Here is a 23,304-nt window from a genome sequence, read left to right as displayed (position 1 = left end):
GGAGAACACATGTCGGAATCCGATACCGCCGCAGCGGCAATCAATGCCGTTCGCCGCGGCAAGATCGTGATCGTGACCGACGACGAAAGCCGGGAAAACGAAGGCGACCTGGTGATGGCCGCCGATGCGGCCACCGAGGCCAACATCGCGTTCTTCCTGCAACATACGTCGGGACTGCTGTGCATCGGGCTGGATCCCCGACGCTGCGACCGGCTAGGCCTTGACCAAATGGTGCCCGACAATGCCGATCCTAAACGCACGGCATTCACCGTGTCAGTCGACTCCAAAGCCGGTGTCACAAACGGGATCTCGGCCGGTGATCGCGCCCACACGTTACGCTGCCTGGTCGACCCGACCGCCGAGGCAACAGACTTTCACACGCCCCGGCCATATCTTTCCCCTGCGAGCCCGGCAAGGCGGTGTGTTGGCGCGGCCCGGCCATACCGAAGCCGCCGTGGACTTGACGCGCCTTGCCGGACGGGCCACCGGTGGGGTCCTTTGCGAGGTGGTCAGCCCCGACAAGAGAACCATGGCGCGGCGGCGTGATCTGCAGCGGCTCGCCCAAGAGTTCGGGCTTCCCATCGTGTCTATCGCCCAACTCATCGAATATCGCCGAAGTGCCGAGAAGCACATCACGCCAACACATTCGGCGCTGCTCCCGACCCGGCACGGCACGTTCGAGTGTCGTGCGTGGACATCCCAGCCCGACGGGGTCGAGCATGTCGCCATGATCATGGGCAAGTTGGATGGCGACGAACCCGTGCTGGTGCGGCTGCACAGCGAATGCCTGACTGGCGATGTCATGGGCTCGCAACGCTGTGACTGCGGCCAGCAGCTCGACGACGCGCTGGCGCAGGTCGCCCACCGAAAGCGCGGTGTTGTGGTGTATTTGCGTGGTCACGAGGGGCGCGGCATCGGGATCGGCCACAAACTCGCCGCATACGCTTTGCAAGACCTTGGCCGCGACACCGTCGACGCCAATATCGAGTTGGGTCTGCCGGTTGATTGCCGGGACTACCGCGTCGGCGTTGACATCCTGCGCGAACTCGGGATCCGTCGCGTGCAGCTGATGACGAACAGCCCGGCCAAGTGCAGTGCGCTGGCCGGCTTCGGGCTCGAGATCACCGAGTGTGTTCCCTTGAAACCTAATGTGACAGTCCACAACCTGAAGTATCTGATCACCAAGCGGGACCGCTTCGGCCACCGCATCGACGTCGACCTAGGCGTGGCATCAGAGGCCCCTGTCGAAGATAGGGACGCCCGCGCTACAGGCCCAGCGATTTGCTGATGATCGTCTTCATGACTTCGCTTGTGCCTCCGTAGATCCGGGTGACTCGCGCATCCGCGTAGAGTCGGGCGATCGGGTATTCCATCATGTAGCCGTACCCGCCGAACAGTTGCAGACAACGGTCGACCGTGCGTCCCTGGACTTCGGTGCAAAACAGCTTGACCTTGGCGGCGTCGACCGGGTCGAGTGTCTTCTGGTCATGCGCCACCGCGGCGGCGTCGAACATCGCCTGTCCGGCTGCGACGTCGGTGGCCAGCGCGGCCAATTCGAATTTGGTGTTTTGGAAGTCGCTCAACGGCTTTCCGAAGACACGACGATTCCTGACATAGTCGACCGTGACATCGAGGGCGGCTTGCGCCGACGAGATCGCGTTGACCGCGACGCCAAGCCGTTCTCCGGCAAGGTTGTGTGTCAGGTACCGGAAGGCCTGTCCTTCCTCTCCCAGCAGATTCGCGGCCGGCACCTGCACCTGGTCGAACGCCAACTCCGCGGTGTCCTGGACCGGCAGTCCGAGCTTGTTGAGGTTGGCGCCCTTGGTGAACCCTGGCATCCCATCCTCGACGACAAGCAACGACAGCCCGGCGCGACGGTCATCGGTCTTCGACGTCCTGGCCACCACGATGACGGCATCGGCGTGCAGTCCGCCGGTGATGAATGTCTTTGCGCCGGTGAGGATGTAATGATCGCCCTCGCGTACCGCGGCAGTCTTGATCCCCGCCAGGTCCGACCCCGTGTTGGGTTCGGTCATCGCGATCGCGGTCAGCATGTCCCCGGTCGCGCATTTCGGCAGCCACCGCCGGCGTTGTTCGTCGTTGCAGTACGCGAGGAAATACGGCATCACCACGTCGAGGTGACAGCGCAGCGGGCCAAGCTGAACGAGCGCCCGGGAGGTCTCTTCGTGCAGAACGACGCTGTAAAGGTAACCGGCAGCGCCTGATCCGCCGTATTCGACGGGGATGTTCATCCCGAGCACCCCGAGCTTTGCCAGGCTTCGAAAGAACTCGCGCGGGACCAGCTTGGCCTCGAGCCACTCGGGGAATACCGGAACGACCTCGCGTTGCAGGAAGGCCCGGATGACGCCCCGAAATTCCTCGTGCTCTGCCGTGAACAGCGTGCGCTTCACGGTTATGCCGCGCCCTTCTCCAGGATGTGAATTCCGCAGGCCGACCCCAACCCGATGACGTGGGCAAGGCCGACGTTGGCGCCACCCACCTGCCGATCACCTGCTTCGCCGCGCAGCTGCGTTGCGATCTCGTACAGGCCGGCGACGCCGGTGGCCCCGATCGGGTGTCCCTTCGACAATAGCCCGCCGGACACATTGACCGGGGTGCGGCCGTCGGCGTCGGCGGCACCGGAGGAAATGAAATCACCCGCTCCGCCCGGCGGGCAGAGCCCGAGGTTGTCGTAGTGCAACAACTCGGCGGTCGCAAAGCAATCGTGCAGTTCGACGAGACTCAGGTCGCCGGGGCCGAGTCCGGCCGCCTCGTAGGCGAGTGCGGCCGCGTTGCGGGTGAGGGTGTTGATATCGGGCTGCACCTGGGCCGAGTCGGTCCAGGGGTCGGTGGTGATCACCGAAGCGGAGATCTTGACCGCCCGGCGCCGCACATCGGGATCGAGCTGGGCCAATCGTCGATCCGACACCACCAGGACCGCAGCGGCGCCGTCGCCCGTCGGACAGCACATCGGCAGTGTGTTGGGATACGCGATGACTTCGGCGCCGAGGACCTCGTCGAGGGAGAACTCTTTGCGATACTGCGCGTAGGGGTTTCGGACCGAATTGCGGTGATTCTTCACCGCAATCATCGCGAACTGTTCGCGGGTCACCCCGTGCTGCAGGGCGTACTCCATGCCGGCCTGGGCGAACACTCCCGGCATCAGTTGAGTGCCCAGGATCCCCTCGGTCGGCAGTACGCCACCGTAGCGGCCCTTGGGTACGAACGACTTGCGGTCGCCGCGTTTGCCCTTGTTGCCGAGCAGCCCCATCTTGCCCATCTGCTCCGCGCCGACCGCGAGCGCGACATCGCACTCCTCGGCCTTGATCGCCAGGATCGCCAGACGCACCGCGGAGGCGCCGGTGGCGCAGGCATTGAAGACGTTGTAGGCCGGTATGCCCATTTGACCGACCTGCTTCTGCAGGCGTTGGGCGACTCCGGAGTTCGACTCATAGGCGTTGCCGCACGCGAGGAATTGGACCTGCGACATCTCGATCGATGCGTCGCGCAAAGCGCCGAGAACGGCGTCGCTCGCAAGGTCGATGACATCCTTGTCGGGATAGCGGCCGATCTTGGTCATCGCCGCCCCGACGACCCAGACATCTCCCGAACTCATCAGTTGTCCCCAATCTGCTTGAAGCCGAATGCAACTGCTTGCTGATCGTCGTCGTCGGTGTCGATGACCCACGTTGTGAGCTCGACATCGCGAACCGCCTCGATATCGGCCGGATCGGCGGCCACGTCGACCAGGTTGGCCTTGACCGTTCCCCCGTCGTTCAGGTCGACGATGGCCGAGACGTACGGCGTCTTGACCGACGGCGACGCGCGATGAACGATCGTGTACGCCCGCACGCGTCCCGTGGTCGACAGGCTGCGCCAGGTGAACGACGTCGCCCCGCACGAGGCGCAGGCGTTACGACGGTCGAAATACAGCGCCTTGCAGGTCGTGCAGCAGTGGGCGCGCAGATGAGGTTGGTCGCCCAGCACCAGATAGTCGACCAAAGGTATTTCCGTGGCCATCAGGGTCCTTTCTCTTGCCGATGAATCTTCGGTCAGCCGAGTTCGCACGACCCACCGGTGATGACGTCGGTATCCTCGACACGGGTTCGAAAAGCCAAGTGCCCCTCGTCCAGCTGCCATATGTCCACGGTCAGCGGATCGCCGGGGAAGACCGGCGAGGCAAATGAACCGCCTATCGATCGCACACGCGCGCCGTCACCGTCGGCGACGGCTTCGACAATGACACGAGTCGACACGCCAAAGGTGCACAGCCCGTGCAGGATCGGTCGATCAAAGCCCGCCGCCCGCGCGAACGCCGGATCGGAGTGCAGCGGATTCCGATCGCCGGAGAGCCGATAGAGCAACGCCTGGTCTCGTCCGGTGGGCTCGGTGACCGATAAATCCGGTTGACGCTGCGGCAGTTCGGCTCGAAGCGACGGCCCTTTGTCGCCGCCCCACCCGCCCGCCCCACGAATGTAGAGCTGCATTGTCGAGGTCCACAGCTTCTCGTCGGTTTGAGCGTCGCGGCCGACCGTCTCCGTCACGACAATGGCCGCCTTGCCTTTGTCGTAGATGCCGGTCACGGTGGCCACGTTGTTGGCCGATCCCTTGGGCGGCAGCGGCCGGTGCAGTGATACGCGCTGTGCTGCGTGCACGAGCTTGGTCCAGTCGATATCGCCGATCATGGTCAAGATGGGTGTGCGCGCCAGCACGACGGGCATCGACGGCAGTGTCTGCAGCTCGATGCCTTTCGAATTTTCCGTGGTGAACTGTAGGTCATCGACGCCGCAACCGACGCCGAGCGCGTAGAGGATGGAATCCTTGCTCGTCCACGCTACTTCGACTGCGTCAGTGGTGATTCCGACGGCTTCGTGGTTCAGTGGCACCGATCTCTCCCGTGATGTGTTATGCGGATGTCCGTGAGCCGGTTCATTGCTTGGGCAGCCGCGCATACCCGCGCGGGCCTTCGTAGACGTCGGGGCCCAGGTTCTTGAACAGTTCATCGCGCCGCCCGGCCAATTCGTCGACCGTCCATTTCCCTTCCTTGAACAGGACGTCGCTGACCTGTGGAAGCTTCACGTGCGCAACGGCGCCGCCGCAGACGATGAAGGTCTGCGCGGTGATGTCGGAAGCAGCATCCGTCGCCAAGAACGTGACGAACGGTGCGATGTTGTCGGGATCCATCGCGTCGAATCGGTTTTCTGCGGTGGCGAATTCGGCTGCGCGGTTTGAGTTCTCGAATGTCGTCGTGGTCAGACGCGTGCGAGCGCGCGGGGCGATGGCGTTGACCGTGACACCGTATTTGGCTGTTTCGCGGGCCGCGGCGATGGTGAATGAGACGATCCCCATCTTGGCGGCATCGTAGTTCGATTGCCCGGCGTTGCCGAACAACCCGGATTCGCTGGTGGTGTTGATGATCGCGCGGTGGCTGGTATTGCCGGCCTTGCTCTCGGCCCGCCAGTGCCGTGACACGGCACGCGTGGGCAGGAAGTGACCCATCAGGTGCATGTTGATCACCTCGGCCCAGTCTTTCGGCTCGATGCTGAAAAGCATGCCGTCACGCAGGATTCCCGCATTGTTGACCAGGACGTCGACCCGCCCGAAGGTCTCGAGTGCCTGGCTCACCAAGCGCTCGGCGCCATCCGGATCGGTGACGTCGTCGAAGTTGGCCGTGGCCGCCCCGCCGAGCCTGGCGATCTCTTCGGCGACGGCCGAAGCCGGCCGTCGGTCGGCGCCCTCGCCGTCCCACGCCCCGCCCAGGTCGTTGACGACGACCCGGGCTCCCTCCCCGGCCAGCGCGAGTGCTTCACCGCGGCCGATGCCGCGGCCCGCGCCGGTGACGATGGCTACTTTTCCGTCCAGGTGCCCCATGGCGACCTACCTTCCGACTAGCGTGTGTGTGTCGATCCATCGATCTACGATTTCGCGCTTTGCGACTTTCCCAGTGCTGTTCAGCGGCAGGGGTTCGGTGCTGATCCACCACCGCGACGGAACTTCAAAGTGCGCGAGGGTCGCTGCGGCGAAGTCGCGTATGTCACGGACATCGATTGCGACGTCCGGCCTGAACACCACGGCGGCGCCCACCTCTTCACCCAGCGACGGGTGCGGCAGGCCAACGACCGCGACGTCGCGCACGCCCGGATATTGCAACAGCCTGTCCTCGACATGCCCGGGCGCGATGTTCTCGCCACCGCGAATGATGATGTCGCGCAGGCGGCCCACGATGTAGACATAGCCGTCGGCGTCCACGCGTCCTAAATCACCCGTGTGCAGCCAGCCTTCGGCGTCAATCGGGTTGGCCGCCTGATCTTCGTCCAAAAATCCAGACATCAAAGTCGGAGCCTTGGCCAGCACCTCCCCCACCCCGTCGCCGTCGGGATTCGCGATCCGTATCTCGGTGGTGGGTAGCGGCCTTCCCACACATCCTGGCCTTTCCAGCAGCTCGGTACCGCCGGCGGCGGTGAGCGAACCACCAGACTCGGTTTGGCCGTAGATACTGCTGATGCTCCGACGGGCGGACGGCAAACCACGCGTGATCTTTTCGGCGAGCTCAGGAACGACCAGTGATCCTCCCATGGCGACCGACACGACACTCGACGTGTCGTACTGGTCGAGTCGTGGGCAGTCCAGGACCCGAGCGATCATGGTCGGAACCGCGCCGAAGAAGGTGGCCCTTTCGCGCTGGATTAGGCTCAGCACTTTTTCGGCATCAAAATGGCCGTCCAGGAACAACACCCGTCCGCCGGACAGTTGCGCGGAAATCAGCGTTTGAAATCCACCCACGTGGAACAGCGGTAGACACATGAGGCTGACGGTGGCCCGGTGATCGTCTGGGAGCTGGTCTGGCAACCGGCGCGTCCGCACCAAGACGTTCTGGATGTTGGCCACCACGGCTCCCTGGCTCAGCACCACACCTTTGGGCATGCCTTCGGTACCGGAGGTGAAAAAGATCGCGGCCGGGTCCGATTCGGCCGGCAGGTAAGGGGGCTCTGGTGGTCCGCTCGGTTGCGCATCGACGAGGACCCGCACCGTCGATATCGTCAGCAGCGGCCAGCGTTGCAGTGCAGGTCGGTCCGCGTAGTCGTCATCGACGACAACCAGCGCGGGCTGAACTCTGTCCAACGTGTCGGCGAGATCGGTGTCGCTCCACCACATGTTGGCGAAGACGGCGGTGGCACCGATTTTCGCGATAGCCCACAAGGCCGTCACCCATTCCGGGGAGTTGCTCGCCAAGATCACGATTCGCTTCCCGGGGCCAAGTCCGCGTCGTCTGAGTTCGCCTGCGACTTCATCGATATCGGCCAGGTGATCGGCGAAGGTGATCCGCCGCTCGCCGGCGACGAGCACTACCCGGTCACCCCAGCGAGCAAGATCGATCGTCAAGTCGGCGACGCAGCGAGGACGATGGACGTAGCGCCGGCCGTCGCTGGTCTGGGTGACCTCGCTACCCCACCGACGTGCGCCCCGGACCGCCGGCATCATTGCGAGCGACGAACGGGCAAGCGAACCAACGCGGTTCCCTTGGCAGAAAGCTCACCGTCTTGCTGCCGGGCGGCTTGCTCGACCGTGACCAGACCAGCATCGGGATCCACGGCGGTCACGGTCCCGCTGATCTGGATGACGTCGCCGGTGGGATTGTGCCTGCGGACCTGCGAGCTGTGTTCCACCAGGAAACCGTCATCGCCCATCCAGTCGGTGATGTGGTGGGTCAGCCACGACACGCGTTCCGGCCCATAGTCATAGGCGCGTGGAGTCCCGACACGCCGGGCAAGCTCATCATCCCAGTGCACCCGTTCGGGCACATCGGGGATGCCGAACCGGTCGGGAATTCCCAGGTTCGGATGCCGCTGTAATTGATTGTGCGCCAGCCGGTTCGCTCTGATGTACAGTCCGCCCCACCCCTGGGCGAAGGCGATGAACCCCGTCACCGTCATCGGCCCCTTTGTCATCACCGGCAGGGTGTCGCCCACACTCACCTCGTCGACGTATAGCGGGGTGGCACCACGTCGTTTCTCATTTCGATATCTCTCCGCGACCGCCGCGAGATCGTCGTAGCTGTATCTCGGCTCGACCTCGCGGGCGGCCTGGTACTTGCCACGCTCGCGTGCGGTGTCACGTTCGGTGCGAAAGCACCAGGAGTCCGCTTCCGCGACCAGCTCTCCGGCTACATGGAAGTCGACGTGGTAGGTCTGCTGAATGGCGCGCCCAGCGAATTCCGTCTGGTGCTCCACCAGATCTTTGAGGTAGGCCTCCGTCTGGACCTCATCGCCACGGCGTAGCGGGCGGTGCCATTTCGTCGCAGCGCCCGACCACATCGCGTGCACTCCCGGCAAGCCACCAACGTAGCCCGAGTAGACACGACTGAGCGCAAACAAAAATGACGGCGGCGCCAAAAGCGTTTGGTGCGGGGACTTTTCGGCGTAGTCCGGCTCGCACCACAACGGGTTGTCATCACCGATGCCGTGTGCGTAGTGACGAATGTTGTCGCGCGTCACCTCGTAGCACCAAGGTTCCACGCTATCGGTGATCTTCACGCCGATCATCGCCCTGAGGGCATCCAAGGCGTGTTCGGTGATCAACGAGAACCGCTGGCCCTCGACTGCAACGTCTGTGTCGTGACTCACCGGGACGGGTCCTCCTCGTATAGGGCAAAACAACCGCTTCGATATTTGTTTAGTACTAGCTATAATAGTTGGTACCATATGACGGAATCCAAGCGCAAGAAATGTGGGCTGCTCCACACCCGACGAGTCGACCAGGGCCGCCAAAGACGAATCTGTGCACCGCCGCACGGCCGGCCCGGCGCGACATCGCCGCCATACTCGGTACGCAACAACGAATGTGACGGTTTGACACCAGAACACGCGGCGCAAATCTGGTCGCCGCAACGGAGATCAGCGTGCCCGCATGTTGCCGGCGCGGAGTCGGCATATCATCGTCAGACACATCGACGGCTAGGTCGGACCGACCTCCTCGAGAAGACACCGAGGGGATAGGAGATTGCAGTGGCGGCTAGTACCCCCCGAAAGCGCCGCCGCATGGCCCCGGAACACCGTCGTGCGCAGATCATCGCGGCAGCAAGATCGGTGTTCCTCGAATATGGTTTTGCCGGCACCCGGGTGCGGGATATCGCCGAACGGGCAGGGATCACCGAGAATCTCGTGTACGTCCGATTTGCCAACAAGAACGAGATCTATCAGGCTGCCGTGACCGATCCGCTCGATGATCTGGTCGACCGATTGACCACCGCAGTCACCGAGACGACACAGGCCGGCCAGCCGCGCTCGGCCCTGTTCGAACGTTTCCACGCGGTGCTCTACGCAAGCATGACGGAGATAGCACCGTTGCTGGCGGCCGCCTTGTTCTCCGTGCCGGAAGCCGGCCGCGGTTACTTCTCCGATGTCGTGTTGCCCAAATTCACGCAGGCCATCAGCTCTGTGATCACCGACGTCACCGGCTTCGACGTCGATTCGCTGGAACTCGATGTGCTCGTCGAGGGCGTATTCGGGTTGCATTTCGGGTTGGCGCTCGACTCGATCTTCGCCAAGCAGCCCGTGCCGGCCGAAGTGGTCGCTCGCACGCTCGCGGTCATGTTCGGTGAGGGCATCCCGACCAAGCACAAACAGCGTCTGCAACCGCGGAAACGTCCGTCGCGAGTGCGCTCCGTGGCCTCGGCGACCGAAGCGGCCGGGCCCGACCCGGGCACCAGACTGTCAGCGGCCGAGCGTAAGGCCCAAATCTCCACCGCCGCGCAAGAAGTCTTCGTCGAGAGTGGCCTCGCGATGGCACGCACCAAGGAGATCGCCGACCGGGCCGGCATCACCGAGGCGTTCATGTTCCGGCTGTTCGACAGCAAGGAGGAGCTCTACCAGACCGCCATCGAGGACCCCGCCGCAGAGCTGGTGAGGTCGTGGGCCGATGAGATCCGTCGGTGCGTTGATCACGGCGACGCGGCGGTGGACACCCTGCTGGCAATCAATGAAAAAGGGATAGCCATCCTGAGCGACCTCGCTCCCCTGTTCGTGATCGCGGTGTTTTCACAAATGGAACGCGGAAAGCGGTTCTACCGCCAGATCGTCGAACCCGCGTTGAGCCAACCGCTGCTCTCGACGCCGGTGGCGTCCTGGGACTCAGAAAAGGTGAACACCGAGGTGATGTGGCGCGCGCTGTTCGGTGTCCAACTGGGCATCGTCATCCGCCACCAAATGACCAATATTCCGATCGACACGCCAGAAGTCGCCCGCCAATTGACGCACATGATCGTCACGGGCATCCGGCGGCCCGCAGGCGGCGGGGCTCCTCGGAAGGCTCGCGCCGTTAATTCATAGCCGTAGCGCTCGCCTAACCCCGGCGTAGCACGGTAGCCGTGGCCAGCCCGCCACCGCAGCACATCGTGACGAGACCGTATATGCCATCAGAGCGCACGAGTTCGTGTACCGCCTTGGCGATGAGGCCGCAGCCGGTGGCACCCAGTGGATGCCCCAATGCGATTGCGCCCCCATGCGGATTGACTCGATTTTCGTCGGGGCTGAATTCACGAAGCCAGGCCAGAACGACCGACGCAAAGGCCTCGTTGATCTCGACGACGCTGAAATCGTTGACGCGAAGATGATCGCGACGAAGGAGTTGTGCGGTCGCATCGATCGGACCCGTCAATTTGAGCACCGGATCGCTGCCGATCAAGCATGCGTCGACGATTGTGGCCAGCGGCTGGAAGCCGAAATCCGCCGCGGTCCGCCTATCCATCAGCAGCACGGCCGACGCACCGTCAGAGACCTGCGAGGACGAACCCGCGGTATGAATTCCCCCCGGATTGACCGGCTTCAAGCCCGCCAACCCGTCCAGGGTCGTAGGCCTGGGACATTCGTCGCGAACCTCCGTTCGCGTCGCCGCGCCCCCGGCCACGGCCGGATTGGCGTCGCGGATTTCGATGCCGACGATCTGAGAATCGAAAACGTCGTTCCTCAGTGCCTGGGCCGCACGCGCTTGCGACCGCGCGGCGAATGCGTCGCACTCGCCTCGGGACAGGCCCCACTTTGCGGCAATGCGATCCGCACTGTCGAATTGGGTCGTGTATTCATACCTGTCCGTGTATGCGTCGGTGACGGGGCGGCCCAGCGAGCCGTCAGCGGGCACTGGTGAGCCCATCGGCACTCCGGTCATCGACTCGACTCCGCAGCACACGACGATGCGTGCCTGACCCGAAGCGATCAACGCCTGCCCCAACATGACCGAGTGCTGAGAAGACCCACACTGGGCGTCCAGAGTGAACGCGCCCACCTGCTGGGGCAGACCGGCGGTCAGCCATGCCCAGCGCGTGACATTAGAAGTCTGCATCCCTGCCTGGCTTACGCAGCCGCCGACAACCTGGTCGACCTCATCGCCGCGGAGCCCATTGCGATGGAGCAGACCCGTGATCACCTGGCCGAGTAGATCGACCGAATGAACGGTTGCCAGCGCTCCGCCCCGCTTGCCGAATGGCGAGCGGACCGCATCGACAATGACGATATCGTTCATGTCAATCCTCGTGGCATGTCCCGACGTGGTGGCATCTCCCGCTAGCCCCGCGGTCCGCCCGCGACGTAAATCACTTGTCCCGAGACAAATCCGGCTCCTTCACTGGCAAGGAAAGACACCGTATGCGCCACGTCGTCTGGGATGCCGACGCGCCGCACCGGGATCGTCTCGGCCGCTTTGGCTTTGAATTCGTCAAAAGACAACCCCAACTTGTGCGCGGTCGCCTCGGTCATGCGGGTGGCGATGAATCCGGGCGCCACCGAGTTGGCGGTAACTCCGAACCTTCCCAGTTCGACCGCGAGCGTCTTGGTGAAACCTTGCAGACCCGCCTTCGCAGACGAATAGTTCGACTGGCCGTTGTTGCCCAGCGCCGACGCGCTCGAGATGTTGACGATTCGACCCCACCGGGCGTTGACCATATGCTCTCGCACGGCCTTCGTCAGGAGGAAGGCCCCCCGCAAGTGCACTCGGATCACCTCGTCCCACTCGCTGGCAAGCATCTTGTGCAAAAGGGCATCTCGGGTGATGCCGGCATTGTTGACCAGCACCGTCGGCGGGCCGATCGACTCGATCACCCGGGTGACCGCGGCATCCACGGCCGCCTCGTCGGCCACGTCCGCCTCCAGTGCCACGGCGGTGCCACCGGCGGCAGTGATGTCGGCCACGACATCGGTTGCGTGGTGTAACTCCAGGTCCAGCACGCCTACGGAAATCCCGTCGGCAGCAAGTCTTTTGGCGATGGCCGCACCGATACCGCGACCACCCCCTGAGACAACGGCCACTCTGTTGGCGGTCTGGACCATCTGGGTGTCGCCTCCACTTCGGACGGGATCGGCCTGAGTAAACTGGGTGTTATTATAGTTAGCAGTGACCCAAATATACCAAATCGGCCGCGCCCCGGAAGGAGTTGTCCTTATGCGACGGCTGCCAGCCGCCATCGCTTCGCGGCTCAGAATTCCCGCGATCGTAGCGCCGATGCTCACCGTTTCTGGCCCCGAGCTGGTGGCCGCGGCGTGCAACGCGGGGTTGATCGGCGCGTTCCCGACGGCCAATGCCAAATCCGTTGCGCATCTTGATGAGTGGCTGTCTGCCGTGGAAAGGCGCACCGAGTCTGGCCCTAGCGCACCGTGGGCGGCCAACTTGATCATGCGCTCGCCGAGATTGCAGGGCGACATCGAAGTGTTGGTCCGCCACCGCGCCCCGATCGTTATCACCAGCGTCGGGTCTCCCGCGCCCGTCATTGCCGAACTTCATGCCGCCGGGACCGTGGTGCTTGCCGACGTCGCGACCGTCGAACATGCGCACCGCGCGGTGGCCGCGGGTGCGGATGGACTGGTGCTGTTGTCGGCAGGAGCGGGCGGGCAGACCGGGCACGCCAATGCGTTGGCCTTTCCTCGCGCCATCCGCGAGTTCTTCGATGGCCCTATGGTTTTGGCCGGCGGAGTGTGCGACGGCTACGCATTGCGTGCGGCGGTTGTCCTCGGATGCGACCTGGGTTACATCGGCACGCCGTTCATCGCCACCAACGAATCGATGGCCTCGCCCGCCTACAAGCAGATGCTCGTGGACTGTTCGCTCGACGACGTCGTACTGACCCGCGCGTTCACCGGCCTGCCGACCAATATGCTGACTCCCTCGATCGTGGCCGCCGGCCTGGACCCCACCCAACTCGACAACCTGGTATCACCCGCGGAAGCCAAGGAACTGTACGGGGGGCCGGGTGCTCAGCCCCGCAGGTGGGCGGATCTGCACAGCGCGGGCCATTCGGTCAGCGCGGTGCATGCTGTGCGATCCGTCGCGGAGTTGGTCTCAGAGCTGGAACGCGAATACCGTGCCGCACTCAACCTACGGTGATGATTGGACTCACTCACGCGTGTTTTCTGCAGAATTGGCCGATTTTCTCTATCGCGGAACGGCTTTGGGCCAGCACCGGCGTCATGATGTGCCAGCAGTGGTACATCTCGTCGAACACCTCCAACGTGACCTCGACGCCGGCCTGCGCGGCCTTTGCGGCGAACCGGGTGGAGTCATCGGTAAGCGAGTCCCACGTCCCGGTCATCACGAGCAACGGCGGCAGGCCCGCCAGATCGGCGTGCAATGGCGAGGCCAGCGGCGAATCGGGCTGTGCCCCTTGCAGGTATGCCGCTGCCATGCCCTGCAACATCTCCGAGGACATGATGGGATCCACGGAAGCCTTTTCGGCGATGGACTGCGCCGAAAGCGTCAGATCGAACCATGCGGAGATACACACCCCCGCCGCGGGGAGGGTTTCGCCGCGGTCCCGCAGATTGATCAGCAACGAGGCCACCAGGCCGCCGCCTGCCGAATCACCGGCGACCACAATCGTGGACGGATCCTGGCGTGACGTCAGCCATTGATACGCCGCCAGCGCGTCGTCGACCGCGGCAGGGAACGGATTCTCCGGTGCGAGGCGGTAATCGACCAGCAAAACGTCGGCGTCTGCCGCCAGAGCCAAATCCGCTCCGGTGCTCGCGTAACCCGTTGCGGACCCGATCATGTACCCGCCTCCGTGGAAGTAGAGAACGGTGCGTGTGCACTGCTTGCCGTCGATCTTCGCCCACAACCCGGAGACTCCGGCCGCATCATCCGGCGCCTCGAGCACCAGGTCGGCCGGTGGCGGGAAGTGCTTATGCGCCCACTCGTTGTAGGCGCACCGCAACTGATCGGGGGTTGCTGGTAGCGCCGGATCGGTTGGTGCCATTGCCGCAGCCATCTCTTGCCACAACGCGAGTGCCTGCAATTTTTCGTCTGTCACCGTGCGCCCGCTCCCTTGTCCCCGATTCTTTGACCTCATCAGGTTGGCAACACCGTCCCGGTAAGGCATGCGTAATTTCTACGGTCCGTCGATTGCGAGTTTTTTGTGATGGTGCTCACTATAATTATGTCCGATGCGCACCAGTCGGTAACTGAAGTGAGGTGCAGTTGAGCGGTTACGTCCGGTGGGATCCTGATCAGCAGTGGCCATTCGTGGGACGCGGCCCAGTCCTTGAGCAGTTGAGAACGCTGCTGTTCGACGAGCGCAGGCCCGTTCTACTGGCCGGCCCGGCCGGGGTCGGCAAGACGCGCCTTGCCGTTGAACTACTGGCCTGCGCTCGTCAGCAGGGACTCCCCACGGTCCACATCACTGCCACCCGCGCCGCCGGGGAGATTCCATTCGGCGCCCTGGCCGGCCCGCTCTTCGACGACGACGAACCGTTGCCGATGCCGCCGTCGGCACGAGCAGAATGGATGCGCCGCGCGGTTCGGCGTTTGAAGGCCACCGACTCCGAACTACCCAAAGTGGTTTTGATCGACGACATCCAACTGCTCGACGCCGTCTCGGCGACGCTGATCCACCACGCCGTCACGGCCAGCGCGTGTTTGCTACTGGCGACCATGCGCTCCGGCGATCCGGTCCCGGACCCGATCCTCTCCCTGTACAAAGATGGCTACGCCAGCCGGGTCGACGTCAGCGTGCTCGATGCGGACGAAGTCGAGGCCGTGCTGCGCGCTGTGCTCGGTGGTGTGATCGAGAGTTCGGCCGTTCAGCAATTCGCGACCCGCAGCGGTGGCAATATTCTCTACCTGCGTGAGCTCGTTCGGGGCGCGCTGCGGTCGAGGACCCTGGTGTTCGACGAGAACGTTTGGTGTCTCAAGGGCCGCGCGCCGTTGTCGGCTGGGTTGATCGAGTTGGTCAATGCGCGCTTCGAGGAATTGACTCCAGATGAGCGCAGCGTCCTCGACGTCCTCGCCTACGGCGAGCCCCTCGAGTTGAAGCACCTGGAAGCCTTTACGTCCCGGGGCGCCGAGCTGGCGGAAAGCCTTGAGACACGCGGACTTGTGGTAAGCCGCCAGGAGGGTCGCGGCCCGATGATCGGCGTGGCCCATCCCGTCTACACCGATGCGCTGCTGCACCAACTCAGTGCCGTGCGTCGCAGTCGCCTGGCCAGGACGCTGGCTGACATCACCGACAGCATCGGCGACGTGCGACCCGACAGTCTCATCCGTACCGCCAGATGGTGTCTGGAAGGCGGTCTACAGCGGCCAGAGCTGATGCTACGCGCCGCGTTTCACGCACGATGGACCTACGACTTCGGGATAGCGGCGCGGCTGGCCCGCGCTGCCGCCGAGGACGGTGCGGGATTTGAGGCACAACTGCTCTGCCACCAACTCGCCTACCTTCAGGGTCGAGCGGGTGACGCCGACAAGGCCCTGGCAGAGCTGGCACGAACTGCAACAACCGACGACCACCGCACGCGAATTGCATTGGCACGGCTTGAGTGTGCGATGTTCAGCGGACGAATCGACTACGGCATCCAGATCGCCGAGTCCGCCGAGGCCGTCACGGGTGAGCGACAGTTCCGCGATCAGATCACGGCCCGCCGGACCGGGTTGATTCTGGCAGCGACCGGACCAGAAGCTGCGGTACGAGTCGCGGCGCCGTTGACGAAGACATCGCAGGGCCCTGCGCTGGTGTGGGCGTGCTTGGTCATGTCGGCGGGGTGCGGGCGCCTCGGGCGGCTTGACGATGCCATGGATGCCACCGACGTGGGTTATGCGGCACAGGAGACGCTGGCGGCACCAGTGGACAACTACCCATGGCTGCACACCTTCTTTCGTGGCGAAGCGCGACTGTACGCCGGTCAGTTCGAGGGCGCCCTCGCCACGGCGCACCAACACTACAGCGAAGCGGTCGCCCGAGGCTCTATCGAGGCGCAAGCCTATTTCGCCTGGCAACTGGCCAAACCCATTGGCGAACAAGGAGATGTGGAAGCAGCGCTTCGCTACGCCCGGGAGGCGGCCCTGTTATTCCGCGATCTCGGCCGACCGGCGCTGCGCGAACAGAGCCTGGTGGAACTCGTACTGGCGCTCGCGATCGGCGGCGACGGGCCGGCGGCCGTCGAGGCCCTCGCCGAGCTGGACGGGCTGCGCCTGCCCCGAAGCTATTACGCCGTCGAGATCTTGCGCGCGCGAGCCTGGACGTGTATCGCGAACGGCGAATTGTCGGCTGCGCGACAACATCTCGCACAGGGAGCCGACCTCGGTGAGCGCATCGGTGACCGAGTCGGTGCCCTCGACTGTCTACACACCTTGGCCCGGCTGGGACACGGCGAGCGACTCTACCCCCGCGCCGCCGCCGTTACCGAACAGATGCAAGGCCAACTGGCCCAAGCCAGACTGGCCAACATCGGGGCATTGGAAACCAAAGACTGGCGAGCACTACAGGCTGTCGCCCAGTCGTTCACCGAGATGGGTGCGCATCTGCTGGCCGCCGAAGCCGCCACCGAAGCGCTCGTATTGGCCCGCAAGAAGAACGCCTCAACCCAACAGGTGGCGGTACTGCGGCGGTTGGCAGCCCGGTTTCGCGAACACTGCCCGAAGGCAACGACACCGGCGCTGCGTACCGCGCAGTTGCGTGTGGCGTTGACCGGGGCCGAGGCGGAGGCGGCGACCCTGGCCGCAAGTGGCATGTCGAACAAGCGCATCGCCGAGAAGCTTTTCTTGTCCAGGCGCACGGTCGAGGGACAACTGCAGCGAGCCTACGAAAAACTCTGCATCGGAGGGCGCGCCGAACTCGCCGAGGCGCTGGACCGGTATGCCTTGTGACTTATGGGGTCAGGCGGCCGGGGCCACACGCTTAGTCGAATAGCTCCGGCACGTCTCGCGATGCCGACATCGTGAACGACGCGGGCCGCCGGTCGAGGAAAGCTTGCACACCCTCGCGGGCATCCGTCGAGGAGCCGATTCTGGCCAACGCCTTTGATTCGAGTTGATGCGCATCCGCGGGATCGGCCGCCCCGTACATCCGCCACAGCAGTTGACGAGTCAAGGCGATCGACACCGGGGCCGACTGCCCGACCAGCTCGTCGGCAATCGCGTAGGCGGCCGTCAACAACTCGGGACCGGGATGCACATCCCGAACCAACCCGGCGTGTCGCAGCTCGTCCGCCGAGTAAAGGCGTCCGGAGAACATCCATTCTGCTGCCCTGCTGATCCCGACGATGCGTGGCAAGAACCAAGTTGACGTTCCGTCTGGGGTGATGCCTCTTCGCACGAACGCGAACCCCACCCGAGCGTCGGCCGATGCCAGACGGATATCCATGGGAAGGGTCAGGCTTGCCCCGAACCCGACGGCAGGCCCATTGATAGCGGCGATCAGTGGCTTGCGACACCGCAGCATCCGCAGTGCGATCGTCCCGGCGCGATCCGGCGGCGGCCAGTCGTCCGCGGATTCGTCGACCGCACGCGCGAACGTTTCCGCGCCCAGACTCAAGTCGGCCCCGGCGCAGAAACCTCGACCATGACCGGTGACGACCACGGCGCGGACATCGTCTTCAGCGTCGACGCGGTCGAGTGCTTCCAGGAATTGATCGACCATCTCGGAAGTGAAGGCATTCAACGCTTTCGGATTGTTGAGCCACACCGTGGCAACGCCGTTGTCTTCGCGGAGATCGATGCGGCCCGCTTCGGATGCCGGAGGTGGTTCGCCGCACCCCGCGCTGTTGCCCTCCGAGGCGGGCAACCCCGCGCCATCGCCGCTGTGGTGTGCCATCGCCGGCCTCTCTGGTAGGTATAGTGCGATATATAATACAACGGTCGCGGTCACGGTCCGCGCCAAGGCCGGAAAGGTATGCAGTGATCGCCGAACTGACTGCCGATCAACAATCCCTGCGTGAGCTTGTTGCGAGCTTTCTGAGCCAAAAGGCCGGCACGCCGGCGGTCCGGGCCGCGATGGACACCGCGGCGGGCTTTGACGAATCCCTCTGGCGGGAGTTCGCGGACCTTGGGGTGTGCGGGCTCGGTGTGCCGTCGCGTTACGGTGGCGCCGACTGCGGACCGATCGAAATCGCAATCGTGATGCGCGAACTCGGACGCCGGCTGGCGCCGTTGCCGTACTTGTCGGCCGTTGCTCTGGCGCAGACTGTTGTCCTAGAAAGCGGCGATCGTGGTGCATACGAACGGTTACTGCCCGATCTGGCCACCGGCAAGCGTCGCGCGGCGATGGCGCTGGTCGAGCCTTCCTGGAAATGGGATCCGACAGCGGTTCAGGCCACCGCGGCGCAGCACGGGGGCCAGTGGCGCGTATCGGGCACAAAGATGTTCGTCGTCGACGGCGCTTCGGCCGACCTGATCCTGCTCGCCGCACGCGATTCCAACGACATCACCCTGTTCGAAGTCGATACCGACGCGCCGGGGCTGACCCGAACGGCGTTGACTGGTATCGACCAGACCCGCCGCCTCGCCGGCATCGAGTTCCGGGATACCCCGGCGCGTCAGGTGGGCGACACGGGCGCAGCGATCGACATCATCAGTCGCGCCTTGACGCTGGCGAACGTCTACCTGGCCGCCGAATCCGTAGGCGCGACAGAGCATGTGCTCGCCAGTGCCGTCGAGTATGCGCGGACCCGCCGCCAGTTTGGCCGGCCTATCGGGTCGTTCCAAGCGATCAAGCACAAGTGCGCCGACATGCATGTCGACTGTGAGACGTCGCGTTCGACCATGGAGCATGCGGTGTTGTCGGTCGCCGGCGGTGCTGCCGAAGAGGCTAGGACGGCGTCCACGATCGCGGCTGCCGTGTGCCACGAGGTGTTCTGGCGATGCGCAGCGGAGAATATCCAGGTGCACGGTGGCATCGGGTTCACTTGGGAACACAATGCACACTTGTATTACAAACGCGCCCAGGCGAATCGGCTCTTGCTGGGTGATGACGTGTATCACCGTCAGTCGCTGGCCGCCTCGCTGGGCTTCGACGTGACCCGGCCCAGCTTAACGGCCAGCACTTTGTAGCAGCATGTCCTGCCAGGTGCGGGGCGCGCCGTCAGCGCCCAGATCGGACTGGGTGTAGCGCCTGCCGTCCGGCCCGATGTACGAGCCGGTCGCTGGATCGTATTGGGCCGCACCAATCGGGGGCGGCGGCGCCTGGCCGGGCGGTACGGATCCCGGCGGTGCAGGTGTTCCCGGCGGCAGCTGAGGGACCGACTGGCCCGATAACGTGGCGTTGGGATCACCCTTCCAGTTCAAACCGTCATTGAGCGGAACGTAATTCTCGTCGCTCTCACACATTTTCACGGTGGGCGCTCGCTTCCCGGGGCGGGTGATGCACGGCAGGTTACGCGCGCCGCGGACAGCGAACATCGAGTCTTGCGGAATGCGGCAGTACAGGTCGCCCGGCGGCCGGTCCGGGGCATCGGTGAAGTTGGGCGTTCGTGCTTGGGTGGCCGGCAGAAACCCGGTCGTGCACGCCGGTGGCAGGTTGATATTGAGGTTGAAGTCAAGATTGATGCCGTTGTAGGCCTGCTTGGTGTTTCGATTGGCCACCCCAGCGCCCTGCAGATCGCCGATACCGATTGGCAGCAGTACCAGCAATTGCTCGATACTGGCCTGATAGGTCACCGCGACCTGGCCGACGCTCACCAGATTCGCCAGAAGAATGGGCAGGGTGGGACGGAGCTTGTCCAGCAGCTGCTGCGCCTCGTCGATGGCGGCAGGCCCGGTCTGGAGCAATCCATGCAACGCTTGATCTTGCCGGCGAAGTTGCGCAGTGATGGTGGATAAGTTTGCCGCCCAGGCCCGTACTGCCTCGGCGCTGTCGGTTTGCGAGTCCAAGACGGGCTTCGACTGGTCGATCAATCCGGTCACGGAGTCCAGGTTGGCGCGCGCATCTATTGCGAGGGTGGTGGAGCCGTTGACGATGCGCGAGAGCTCGGGCCCCAAGCCGCCGACCGCAACCGCGGCCTCGTCGACAACTGTCTTCAGATTGTCGCCGGGTATCGCGTTGAGGCCTTTGTTCAAGTCATCCAAGAGCCTATCGACAGCCGGAGGAACCGAGGTTCGGTCGGCGGGTATGACATCTCCCGATTTGAGGTAGGGCGGCCCGCCGGCTTGCGGCAGCAATGCAACATACTGTTCGCCGATAGCCGATTGGCTGTGAACCTCGGCACGCAGGTCGGCGGGAATCTTGATGTCGGATCGCAGCGACAGCTCGGCTGATACGCCGCTGCGGGTCAGGTTGACCGCGGTGACTCGCCCGACCTCCGTCCCGCGGTAGGTGACGTTGCCGCTCGCGTAAAGGCCGCCCGAGGTGGGCAACTGCAGAGTCACCAGGTAATGCCCGACTCCAAAGAGCATGTTCGGCAGCCGGATATAGCCGATCGCCATCACCACCGCGGCAATGGCTGAAATGACGCCGAAGGCTACCAGCTGTATGAGTGTTCGCCGGGCAAGTCTCATCAGGGTCCCTGATTCCAATGGTAAGGAATGACAAGGGGATTGCCGGCCGTATAGGGGCTCGGCAATTGGCCGATGGTTCGGCCCCACCTCATCTCGACGCCGGTAAGTGACCCCTCGAACCGGGTTCCGGTGAGCAACGCGGCATCGACGCGACTGAGCGTCAGATCGATGATGAAGGTGTCGTTGGCATAATCGCCGCGCTGCCAGGTTTCGATTGTTTCGCGTGGCCAAGGGTAGGTCGCCAGGACGCTCAGCGACCGGGTCAGCGCGGGCCCGGTACTCGCCAGCTGCCCGAGGATGGGGCCAATATCGTTGAACTCCTTGATCAGTGATTCCCGGGTTCGGTCGACGGCCGTCGCCGCCAGAGCGGAGTACTGGCCGAGCTTTTGAAACGCCTCGGCGAGATGGTCGCGTTGATCCCGCAGGACCGCCAGTGCGTCGGGGATTGCCTTCGCAGCGGCATCGATGACGGGCTTTTGATCGGCGAACTTGCCGGCGAGCTTGTTGAGGCTTTCGGTTGCGGCGATGATGTCATTTGTTTGTTCGTTGATGTAACCGACGTAACGGTCCAACTGCTCGACCAGACTGCGAATATCCTTCTCGCGGCCACTGAAGGCGGTGCTGAAGGCCTTTGTGATTTCCTGTATTTGGCCGATTCCCCCACCATTGAGGAGCAATGAGACCGCGGACAGCGTTTGCTCGGTGCTCGGGTACGAGGCTCCGGCGGACAGCGGAATAAGTGACCCGTTGTGCAGCTGGCCTTGCGATTCGATGCCGACCGGTGGTGCAAGCTCGACGTGAAGAGACCCGAGCAGGCTGGTCTGACCGATCGTCGCGGTCGCGTTCGCGGGCAACTTCACATTGCCGTTGATGCGCAATGTCAGTAACGCGTGCCAGCCCTGGCGTTGAATCTTGGTTACCGTGCCGACATTGACGTCGCCGACCCGCACGCGCGAGTTCTGTTGAATCGTGCCCACATCCGGCAACTGCGCCTGGATCGTATAGGCCCCCGGTCCCCCGCCTTGGGTTCCCGGAAGAGACATCGAATTGAGTCCGTGCCACCCACAGGCGGGTGTGGTGGCAATCGCCAAAACCAGCGCAGCGCGCACGGCCAGGGTTGATCGCACTACCGTCATCCGCCCGCTCCCGGGGGCATCATCATCCCCCGCAGACCGGCGGCCGCGTCCGTCGGCGTCGGCTGATCTGCCGGCGGCGGCGCGGCGGGCTGGTCCTGCTGCGGCACCGACGAAGTAGCGATCGCGCCCGGGACACCGGAAGCTTCGCCCGGCGCCATATGCTCGTCCGGCGCGGGTGCCGCGGGTGCCGGGATGTGGTCGGGTCTCATCCAATCTTCGCTATACGTCAGCTCGTTGGGCCGCGCCGACGCCCCGACGAACGGATTGAGCCCCACCGGCAAGAAGTTGTATTGCCTGTTTTTGATGATGGGAGCCAAATACTGGACGCACAGTTTCGCGGATTGCTCGGCTCCGAGCCTGGAGGCCGCTTCGATCGCGCCGCACAGAAAGCTGATGGGGTTGGCGAAGTTGTTGATCGCGATGGCGCCCGACAACGACCCCTGGGCCGGCTGGTAGATGTTCAAGAAGTTCGCGAAGGCCGTCGGTGTGACGTGCAGCGTCTGTTTGATGTCATCCAGACTGTCCTTCACCGCGCTCGTCACCGACGCAAGCTTCTCCGACGTCGCCGAGATCGAGGCGTTGTTTTCGGTCAGAAAGCCCTGAACGTCTTGGACCGCGCCGTTGAGATCCGACACCGCATTCGCGACCTCGTTAGGATCATCGGCGAGCAACTGAGTCACGGCCGCAAGGTTGTTGTTGAGCATCCGCATCCCGTCGGTGCTGTCTTGCAGTGCCGAAACCAACGTGGCGAGGTTGCGTATTGTCGCGAAGATGTCGCCGCTGTGATCACCCAGGGCCGAAAATGTCTGCGAAAGTTTGATAACCGTGTCACGCAGGTTGCTGCCCTGCCCGCGTAAATTGTCCGCGGCGGTGTCGATATATTCTCCCAGGGTGCTGACGCCGCCGGGTTGTGCGGGCTGCAACGTGGCAACCAGTTTGGCAAGTTGGTCGCGTAGGTCGTCCCACTCGACGGGAACCGCCGTGCGCTCCTGGGGAATGATCGCCCCGTCCCGCATCGCCGGGCCCGATTTGTAGGCGGGAGTCAACTGGATCGCGCGCGCAGTGACGAGCGACGGGGCAAGAATTGCGGCGTCGGCGGTGGCCGGCACCCGATATTTTCCGTCGTACCAGAACGTAATCTTCGCTCGGTGCGGCTGGGGCTCGATGGCGTCGATTTTGCCGACGGGGACGCCGAGTATGCGCACCTGGTCACCGACGAAGATCCCGTTGCTGTTGGCAAAGTACGCGACCACATGGATGTGGTGCGCACCGGCACCGGGGCTCAGGACGAAACCCGTGCCGGCAACCAGGATGCACCCGAGCAGGCCGCCCAACACAACGCGGGAACGTCGCCCTTTGCCAACCGGGACACGTTGCGGAAGCCTGTTTTTCACCATCGAAACGATTTTCGACACACGGG

At 64.0% G+C, this 23,304-nt stretch carries 18 protein-coding genes and 1 pseudogene; 5 read left to right on the top strand and 14 right to left on the bottom strand.

Features of this window, described 5'->3' with window-relative positions; translation table 11 throughout:
* Positions 1-9 precede the first annotated feature (9 nt).
* A pseudogene (locus tag BN973_RS14460) lies at positions 10-1,288 on the top strand (bifunctional 3,4-dihydroxy-2-butanone-4-phosphate synthase/GTP cyclohydrolase II).
* On the opposite strand, the gene BN973_RS14455 reads toward BN973_RS14460, so the two are convergent.
* From BN973_RS14455 to BN973_RS14425, 7 genes are read right to left on the bottom strand one after another with little or no spacing between them, the layout of a single operon-like run.
* Positions 1,266-2,411: an acyl-CoA dehydrogenase family protein gene (locus tag BN973_RS14455; protein ID WP_036468943.1), complete on the bottom strand. Its 1,146-nt coding sequence runs from the start codon at positions 2,409-2,411 to the stop codon at positions 1,266-1,268. The pseudogene BN973_RS14460 and the gene BN973_RS14455 sit on opposite strands and share 23 nt — an antisense overlap.
* A gap of 2 nt (positions 2,412-2,413) precedes the next feature.
* A complete protein-coding gene (locus BN973_RS14450) occupies positions 2,414-3,616 on the bottom strand; it encodes a thiolase family protein (RefSeq protein ID WP_036468942.1) in 1,203 nt (400 codons plus the stop codon).
* Positions 3,616-4,020 (bottom strand): Zn-ribbon domain-containing OB-fold protein, encoded by a 405-nt coding sequence (locus BN973_RS14445; RefSeq protein ID WP_036468941.1) that lies wholly within the window; start codon positions 4,018-4,020, stop codon positions 3,616-3,618. Before BN973_RS14445 ends, BN973_RS14450 begins: the two co-directional genes overlap by 1 nt.
* A gap of 32 nt (positions 4,021-4,052) precedes the next feature.
* Positions 4,053-4,886: a MaoC/PaaZ C-terminal domain-containing protein gene (locus BN973_RS14440; RefSeq protein WP_036468940.1), complete on the bottom strand. Its 834-nt coding sequence runs from the start codon at positions 4,884-4,886 to the stop codon at positions 4,053-4,055.
* Between the two features lie 43 nt (positions 4,887-4,929).
* Positions 4,930-5,871, bottom strand: coding sequence for an SDR family NAD(P)-dependent oxidoreductase (locus BN973_RS14435; protein ID WP_084163402.1), 942 nt, complete (start codon positions 5,869-5,871; stop codon positions 4,930-4,932).
* A 6-nt stretch (positions 5,872-5,877) separates the two neighbouring features.
* The gene (locus BN973_RS14430; RefSeq protein ID WP_036472430.1) at positions 5,878-7,479 is read right to left on the bottom strand and encodes a class I adenylate-forming enzyme family protein; all 1,602 of its coding nucleotides are present in this window, start codon (positions 7,477-7,479) and stop codon (positions 5,878-5,880) included.
* Positions 7,479-8,624, bottom strand: a complete 1,146-nt coding sequence (locus BN973_RS14425; RefSeq protein WP_036468939.1) for an FAS1-like dehydratase domain-containing protein — start codon at positions 8,622-8,624, stop codon at positions 7,479-7,481. Before BN973_RS14425 ends, BN973_RS14430 begins: the two co-directional genes overlap by 1 nt.
* 381 nt (positions 8,625-9,005) lie before the next feature.
* On the opposite strand from BN973_RS14425, the gene BN973_RS29930 reads away from it, so the two are divergent.
* Positions 9,006-10,328 carry a TetR/AcrR family transcriptional regulator gene (locus BN973_RS29930; protein ID WP_139830346.1) on the top strand — a complete coding sequence of 441 codons (1,323 nt, stop codon included), beginning with the start codon at positions 9,006-9,008 and terminating at the stop codon, positions 10,326-10,328.
* Positions 10,329-10,341: 13 nt separating this feature from the next.
* Here the strand turns inward: BN973_RS29930 and BN973_RS14415 are convergent, their stop codons facing one another.
* Both BN973_RS14415 and fabG read right to left on the bottom strand, forming a co-directional pair.
* Positions 10,342-11,517, bottom strand: a complete 1,176-nt coding sequence (locus tag BN973_RS14415; RefSeq protein ID WP_036468938.1) for a thiolase family protein — start codon at positions 11,515-11,517, stop codon at positions 10,342-10,344.
* Positions 11,518-11,558: 41 nt separating this feature from the next.
* The gene (gene fabG, locus BN973_RS14410; RefSeq protein ID WP_036468937.1) at positions 11,559-12,320 is read right to left on the bottom strand and encodes a 3-oxoacyl-ACP reductase FabG; all 762 of its coding nucleotides are present in this window, start codon (positions 12,318-12,320) and stop codon (positions 11,559-11,561) included.
* Positions 12,321-12,492: 172 nt separating this feature from the next.
* Between fabG and BN973_RS14405 the strand changes: the two genes are divergently transcribed.
* Entirely contained in the window at positions 12,493-13,371 is an 879-nt protein-coding gene (locus BN973_RS14405) for an NAD(P)H-dependent flavin oxidoreductase (RefSeq protein WP_232232084.1), read from the top strand.
* A gap of 13 nt (positions 13,372-13,384) precedes the next feature.
* Here BN973_RS14405 and BN973_RS14400 read toward each other — a convergent pair whose 3' ends face one another.
* Positions 13,385-14,293, bottom strand: coding sequence for an alpha/beta hydrolase (locus BN973_RS14400; protein ID WP_051641257.1), 909 nt, complete (start codon positions 14,291-14,293; stop codon positions 13,385-13,387).
* Positions 14,294-14,460: 167 nt separating this feature from the next.
* Between BN973_RS14400 and BN973_RS14395 the strand changes: the two genes are divergently transcribed.
* A complete protein-coding gene (locus BN973_RS14395) occupies positions 14,461-17,124 on the top strand; it encodes a helix-turn-helix transcriptional regulator (protein WP_036472426.1) in 2,664 nt (887 codons plus the stop codon).
* Positions 17,125-17,155: 31 nt separating this feature from the next.
* Here the strand turns inward: BN973_RS14395 and BN973_RS14390 are convergent, their stop codons facing one another.
* On the bottom strand, positions 17,156-18,070 hold the full coding sequence (locus tag BN973_RS14390) for an enoyl-CoA hydratase-related protein (RefSeq protein WP_084163399.1): 915 nt from the start codon (positions 18,068-18,070) through the stop codon (positions 17,156-17,158).
* Here BN973_RS14390 and BN973_RS31050 point away from each other — a divergent pair.
* Complete coding sequence (locus tag BN973_RS31050) at positions 18,064-19,305, top strand: acyl-CoA dehydrogenase family protein (RefSeq protein WP_169718262.1); 1,242 nt, start codon at positions 18,064-18,066, stop codon at positions 19,303-19,305. The two genes, BN973_RS14390 and BN973_RS31050, sit on opposite strands and share 7 nt — an antisense overlap.
* On the opposite strand, the gene BN973_RS14380 is transcribed toward BN973_RS31050, so the two are convergent.
* Genes BN973_RS14380 through BN973_RS14370 form a run of 3 tightly spaced genes read right to left on the bottom strand, consistent with a single transcriptional unit; the run spans position 19,285 to position 23,281 of the window.
* Complete coding sequence (locus tag BN973_RS14380; protein WP_036468934.1) at positions 19,285-20,748, bottom strand: MCE family protein; 1,464 nt, start codon at positions 20,746-20,748, stop codon at positions 19,285-19,287. The genes BN973_RS31050 and BN973_RS14380 overlap by 21 nt on opposite strands.
* Positions 20,748-21,884, bottom strand: coding sequence for an MCE family protein (locus BN973_RS14375; RefSeq protein ID WP_036468933.1), 1,137 nt, complete (start codon positions 21,882-21,884; stop codon positions 20,748-20,750). The genes BN973_RS14380 and BN973_RS14375 overlap by 1 nt, the downstream gene beginning before the upstream one ends.
* A complete protein-coding gene (locus BN973_RS14370; RefSeq protein ID WP_051641590.1) occupies positions 21,881-23,281 on the bottom strand; it encodes a virulence factor Mce family protein in 1,401 nt (466 codons plus the stop codon). Before BN973_RS14370 ends, BN973_RS14375 begins: the two co-directional genes overlap by 4 nt.
* Positions 23,282-23,304: the final 23 nt, after the last annotated feature.

The sequence above is a fragment of the Mycobacterium triplex genome (genome assembly GCF_000689255.1).
Classification (GTDB): domain Bacteria; phylum Actinomycetota; class Actinomycetes; order Mycobacteriales; family Mycobacteriaceae; genus Mycobacterium; species Mycobacterium triplex.
Note: the sequence above shows the minus strand (reverse complement) of the source record. Positions and strands in the feature narration are given on the sequence as shown.